Annotated in this window: 2 protein-coding genes and 2 pseudogenes; 1 reads left to right on the top strand and 3 read right to left on the bottom strand. The window is 59.0% G+C overall.

All coding sequences use genetic code 11. The features are described from left to right. The 3 genes and pseudogenes from ABX749_RS19140 to ABX749_RS19130 form a co-directional block, all read right to left on the bottom strand. A pseudogene (locus ABX749_RS19140) lies at window positions 1–470 on the bottom strand (hypothetical protein); the annotation flags it as partial. A gap of 437 nt (window positions 471–907) precedes the next feature. Continuing rightward, window positions 908–1,948: a tetratricopeptide repeat protein gene (locus tag ABX749_RS19135; protein ID WP_372897373.1), complete on the bottom strand. Its 1,041-nt coding sequence runs from the start codon at window positions 1,946–1,948 to the stop codon at window positions 908–910. 64 nt (window positions 1,949–2,012) lie between these two features. After that, window positions 2,013–5,006, bottom strand: coding sequence for a tetratricopeptide repeat protein (locus ABX749_RS19130; RefSeq protein WP_372897372.1), 2,994 nt, complete (start codon window positions 5,004–5,006; stop codon window positions 2,013–2,015). Window positions 5,007–5,189: 183 nt separating this feature from the next. Between ABX749_RS19130 and ABX749_RS19125 the strand changes: the two are divergent. Beyond that, window positions 5,190–5,805: pseudogene (locus tag ABX749_RS19125) on the top strand (hypothetical protein); the annotation flags it as partial.

Genomic DNA, 5,805 nt, shown 5'->3' with positions numbered 1-5,805 from the left:
TCGGCCGAGACGTCGTCCACCTCCGCCGGTGTCTCGCCAGTCTCGGCAGTCTCGTCGGCAACTTCTCCGCCGAGTCGCTGAGCGATGTCTTGGTCCGAGAATGTTTGCAAGCTCTCGTGGATGATGAAGACGACATGGACATCGTGCCCCAAACGGTCACCGGCTTCGTTGGTGATGTATCGCAGGTAAATGCGCACCGGTGCGACGACCGAATCGCGCGCAAACTGGTTGAAACTGAGTCCGCGGAGCAGGGGTGTGATCAGCCGTCGCTGCGCATCGGCATCCGATTCGTCGCCGAGCGTCGGCTCGGCCAACGTGACCGACTGGCCGGCGATTTGAACGGTCGTTGGGGTCGCCGAATCGGCTGGTGGCTCGTCGCCGAGGGCACGACGGTTCCCGATGAAACCGGCCAAGGTTGTGACGGCCAGGAAGAGCGTGACGGCCAACGGTGGATGGACTGGACGGTTCATCGGCGGGATGCTTGGACGGTGATGGCTCGTGGGAAACCTCGCGTGTTCGACTTCCATTTTAGAGGTTGTCGGACGCGAGGAACGAGGGGATGGGGAGGGTTCTATGTGCGGGAGAATCGCGTTGCGATGAATGACGACCCTCCCCTGGCTGCGAGGGCATTGGTATCTACCCCTCGTTTGCATGTCAGAGGGATTGGCCAACGGTCATCCACAAATGCCTCGTCAAACGCGAAGGTTGTGCATGGCCGTTGGCCAAATTGAACCTCATTGCGATGAGGTTCCTGGGGCGGCGCAACCCTCGCAAATGCTCGGTTTGCTTGCCCCAGGCTATGGATCTGTATGCCCTTTGGGCAAAAAGCGACTTATGTCGATACCATTGCTGCCAGGAAGGGTGACTTCAATCGGATTGGCCGGGTATGGTTGCCGGTCGCAAGGCGTCAATTGACGAAACCGGGGTAGCGGGTTTGCAGTTCTTGCCGGGCTTCGGCGGCGCGTTCGGTTCGGCCGACCTTGGGCCACAATTCGACCAATCGGCTGAGCGCGGTGGCGTGTGCGTCGGGCTGGCCGGAGAACATCAGGTGCGTGTGCAGATACGCCAGGATGGCGCCTTCGATATCGCCGGCGGCTTCGTAGCTGGCGCCTTGGGCGTTGTAAATCTTGGCGGACATTTCGATGTCGGTGGGATTGAGTTCGGTGATCAACTTGTCAGCCAACTCCAGCCCTTCTTTCGCTTTGCCGCCTTTGGCCAGCGCGACGGCTTGCCCCGCCTTGGCGAGCGTTTTCAAACGCAGCGCGCTGGTCGAATTGACTTCGACTGAGGCGACGTCTGAAAATGCTTTTTCGGCACCCGGAATGTCATCTTGTTCCAACAGCGTGACGCCGATCAGGTAGCGTGATTGGATCTTGGACTCCGTCGACGGTGCTTGGGCAAGGGCACCATAGAACTGCAGTGCCTTGGCGTGCTGTTTTTGCGCCAAGGCGAGATCGCCCAGCAGTTTGGCGACCGAATAGAAGTGATAGGAATCACGATTGCTGCCGGCGAAACTGAGTCCTTCGGCCGTCGCGGCTTTGCGATCACCTTGTCCGGCCAACGCCAACTTGGCGCGAGAGAGGAACCGATAGTAGGTGGCGTCAACTTTGATCAGTTCTCGCGAGATCGTGTTGAAGTCGAGCGCCTTCAATTCGTCGAGCGCCTGTTCGTATTGCCCATCGATGGCAAATTCACGTGCGCGTGCCAACGGAGGCGGATCGCCTTGGAAAGCGACTTTGCGAATCTCGTCTTCGCTAAAGTTTTTCGTATTCGATCCAACCTTTAACTGGATGCCGTTCTTGGTCACCGTCGTGATGGTTCCGCTGGACGCGGTCCCGGAGTCATGGGTGTAGACGCGATCGAGTTGAGCCTGGGCATCCTCGGTCATGAGACCGAAGCTGAAAACGGCGGCAACGAAACAGAGGCAGAGTAGGCGAGGGTGGGTCATGAATCGTGTTATCGTGGGACGCAAAGGTTGAATGGGTGGTTGTAGCAGCGGCCGGCGGTGAAGATTAGTTTCCATTGGGTTGTGGCTTGGCGATCCCGACCGGATTTTGGCCGACCGAGCGCTGAGCCTCCTTCATCAGTGCGTCGTATTCGGCACGTCGTTTTTGGCCGCCCAGGTCGGGAAACAACGTGGCCGCTTCACGAATCACCTTGATCGCTTTCTTGATGTCGTCGTCTCGCTTGCCGGCTTTTCCCATCAGGTACAAGCAGAGGGCGACGTGGTAGCGAGATTCAAAAAATTTCTCCTTAAAGTTCTCGTTGCGATTGATCATCTTGCTGGTTTTGCTGCTGATCTCCGCCCAACCCCAGATGACATTCTTCTTGTCCTTGCCCGGTCGAGCGCCTTCTAACGCGGCCCGGTAGGCTTTGTAGGCGATGTTGGGCGGCAGGGTGCCGGCCCAGGATTCGTAGGCCTGGGCGGCTTCGACCTGGGCTTCCAGCATCAGCGGTTTTTGTTGCAACAATTTGTCAAACGTGTCGATCGAGTCCTTGTACTCGCCCATCAACCGCTGAGCGAGTCCCAACAGATAGGCGGTCGTCGGGTTGTCTTGATCGGGCAGCGATTTGAAGGTTTCGACGGCTTGTGCCAACAAGTCCGCGGCTTGGCCGGTCGCCTTGACCTGTCCTTGGTCCATCGAAGCCTCGCCCATCGACATCAGCGTCTGGCCGACCCACCGCAGGGTCGCGTTGTCGTTGGTCGCGTCGGAGATGCGTTGCAGCATCACGCGAAACGCTTCGATCAACTTGACCTTGCGAGCCGGCGTGGCGGTGTCGAGTTGTTCTTTCAGGTCGTTGGCCAAACGCATGTAAGTCTGCGTCAGCCTGGTTTGCGACTCCTCTCCCTGGTACGCCTTGCGGAGCTTTTCCATGGTGGCGGTCATCCGGTCCAGATACTTGTCCGGGGTGTCGGAGGCCAACATTTGGCCGACGAGGGCTTTCAGTTCGGTGCTGTACAACTCGCCGGCAAACGCTTCCGACTGCGCGCCGAGTTTGGTGATCCATTCCAGCGGACCGTACTTCGGATGATCCAGGACCTTGAGTGCGGCGGCACTGTCCTGTTGCATCAAATGGATCTTGGCCAGCACCGTCGCAGCTTGCATGCCCTCGACTTCAATCAGATTGCCCTCGATCTCATCCAACCCGGCTTGCAGATTCTGCTTGGCGCGGTCCATCAACATTTCAGACTTGGCGTCGTCGTTCTCTTGAGTCCGTGCGACGATCGATTGGTTCCACAACAGTTGGCCGAGCAACCGTTTGAATGAAGCCCGTTCGCTGCCGGCGGCCATGTCATCGATCAGCTTTTGGGCGCCGTCGAAGTCATCTTTCTTGAGCAACAATCGGATTTGCAATCCTTGGGCGGCGGCGGCGTTGGGATCATCCGGCCAGGTTTTGGCCAAGAACTTGCCGAGTGATTCCAATTGAAGGATCAAACCTTCGTTGTCATCATCGGGGACTTCGGCCAACAGCAACTGCATGCTGGTCAGCGCCATCAAGCCGCCCTTGAGTCCCAGTTCGGTGCCGGGGGCATGGCGTGCCAAAAAGTTACCCACCACCACGGTCTCACGAAGCCGCTTGGACTGGTAGAGAAAGTACGCCAGGATCTGGCGCGCCTGGTTGAGTGATTCGATGTTGGTTTCCGACGTGACCATCGCCAAACCGCCGCGCAAGACTTGGACGCCGATGCGATACGATTCGTCGATCTGTTTTTGAATGTCTTCGATCTGTTGTTTCAGTTCAGGCGTTTGCTTCTGGGCTTGAATGACCTTGAGCGCTTCTTCCAGATCACTGGTCACGGTCAACACCTGGGTCGCCTTTTCCATCGCGTCGTCAAAGCTGGAGGGGGGCTCCGCGGTGGGCAGTGCTTCGGCTTCCTGTTCGATCCCCAAGTCGGCCAACATCGCCTTGGCCTCTTCGACGTGCGGGCCGGGAACCTTGCTGGCGGCGCGCAGCAGATCGCGCCCTTCGGATTTGGCGCGGCCGATTTCACCCTTCTTCAAACTGTCGTCGGCGGCTTTGGCGAGATAAGCCTTGGCCAATTGGATGCGAAACTCCTGCACCACCGGCAGCGACTCCTCGTTGGGGCGAATCTCCTTGACCCAGTTGGCGGTGCGGTCGATCGCTTCTTGGTACGCCGGCGGGTCGGCGGCCAACTTGAGCCGAATCACGCCGGCGGCCGACATGAACTTGGCCTCGCGGAGTTGGTCGACGGCAGGTTCTTCGAGCATCCGCAAATAATTGTCCAACGCCGCATCGGACTTGCCGAGCAATTCGTTCAGATCGCCGAGATGGGACAGCGCGATCGCGCCGGGGGAGTAGGTGGCATACTTCCCGTTGAGTTCCTCGAAGCGTTTGACCGCGTCTTCGAGTTGTGCCTTGCCGTCTTTGGCCGGATCGGCATACGTCTTTGCCGCGAGCTTGATGGCATCGGCGGCGTTGAGCTGAGACTGCAGGAATTCGAATCGATATTGATCGCGGAGCGCGGCGGCGTCGGGATCCTTCTCGGGATCGATTTTCTGGCCCCGCATCGATTCCAGTTTCCCCCGCAGGTCACTGACAATGCCGTCGAACGTCTTGGCGGCCGCCAAATACGATTCGCGGGCTTGCCGCTTTTCGGTTTCGACGGGTTCGCCGGCCAGCAATTGTGCCGCCCGAATCATCTGCAGCTTGCCCAACTGCAGCCGCGCCTCGCTTTGACGCGGGTGGCTTTCGCGTTTGAGAAACTCCTGGAGCGCGGCTTCGGCATCGGCGAACGCCTTGTCCCGGTCGTCGGGGTTACGGGAATGGAGCGCCGTCTCGATGTAAGTCTGTGCTTTCTCCAGCGGGATCGCGGCGACGAACGAGGAATCGACTCCCGGCATCTTTTCCGCTCGATCCAAATACATGATCGCGGTATCAAAGTAGCCGGCGTTGCGAAGTTGCTTGACGAAGGCTTCGGCCGGTTCGCCCTCGGCGCGCGCGTTTTGCGGCAGCGCCGACGCAAACAGCAAGCAAAATGCCATGACCGAGAGGCGGCGAACTGGATCCGATGGCCAATGGAAACACGACTTCGGCCGCCTGTGGCGCATGAGATTCGTCATACCGCGATTCGTCGAAAAGTGATCAGATTGAAGAAAGAGGTTAATCTAGCGTAAAGTCGTCCCTGCAGTCATTCAAGCGCACGCCCCCCTTCGGTCCGACGAGTCATGCGAATCCCATCGCAATTTAACGATTCCAGCCTTTATCGCCCCAGGCGAGGGGAGAAAAATGCAAAAAAGCGGACGTCGGTGCCCGGCGCGGCAGACAATCGGCGGCGGCTGATTCGGCTGGGCGTGGTGTTGCTGTTGGTGATCGTGATGATGCGTGAAGCCCGCCGGCCAGGGCTTTACCAGACCTTTTTTGACGCCCAAGAAGAAACCTGGGTCGAAATCGAACCGGCAACCAAGCCCACCTTGGCGATGGCTCAGCCGGGTGATGCTTCGACAGACGCCTTCGCCAATCCGCCCGCTAATCGTTCGGCTCGCGATGCATCGCCCCCATCCGCCGCGGCGACGTCACGTGTCGCCAGCTGGGACGCCGCCCCGCTGTGGGTTGATGCAATGGAGCTGTCGTTGCAACGGGCCTGGATCCAATCGTTGGTCCAGCTGCAATCGGTCGGCCGGCAATCGGTTGACGATCGAAGCCCAGTGGAGTGGGTCGGATTGTCGGTCGAGCAACTCGATGCGTCGGTCGAACGGTTGGTGTCGCAGTCACCTCTGTCCGAAAGTGATGCGTCCGAGAGTGATTCCCCCGACAATGACTCACAGGGCAGTGACTCACAGG

This window comes from Stieleria sp. (genome assembly GCF_041595215.1).
Taxonomy (GTDB): Bacteria; Planctomycetota; Planctomycetia; order Pirellulales; family Pirellulaceae; genus Stieleria; species Stieleria magnilauensis.
This window is presented reverse-complemented; position numbering and strand designations above follow the sequence as displayed.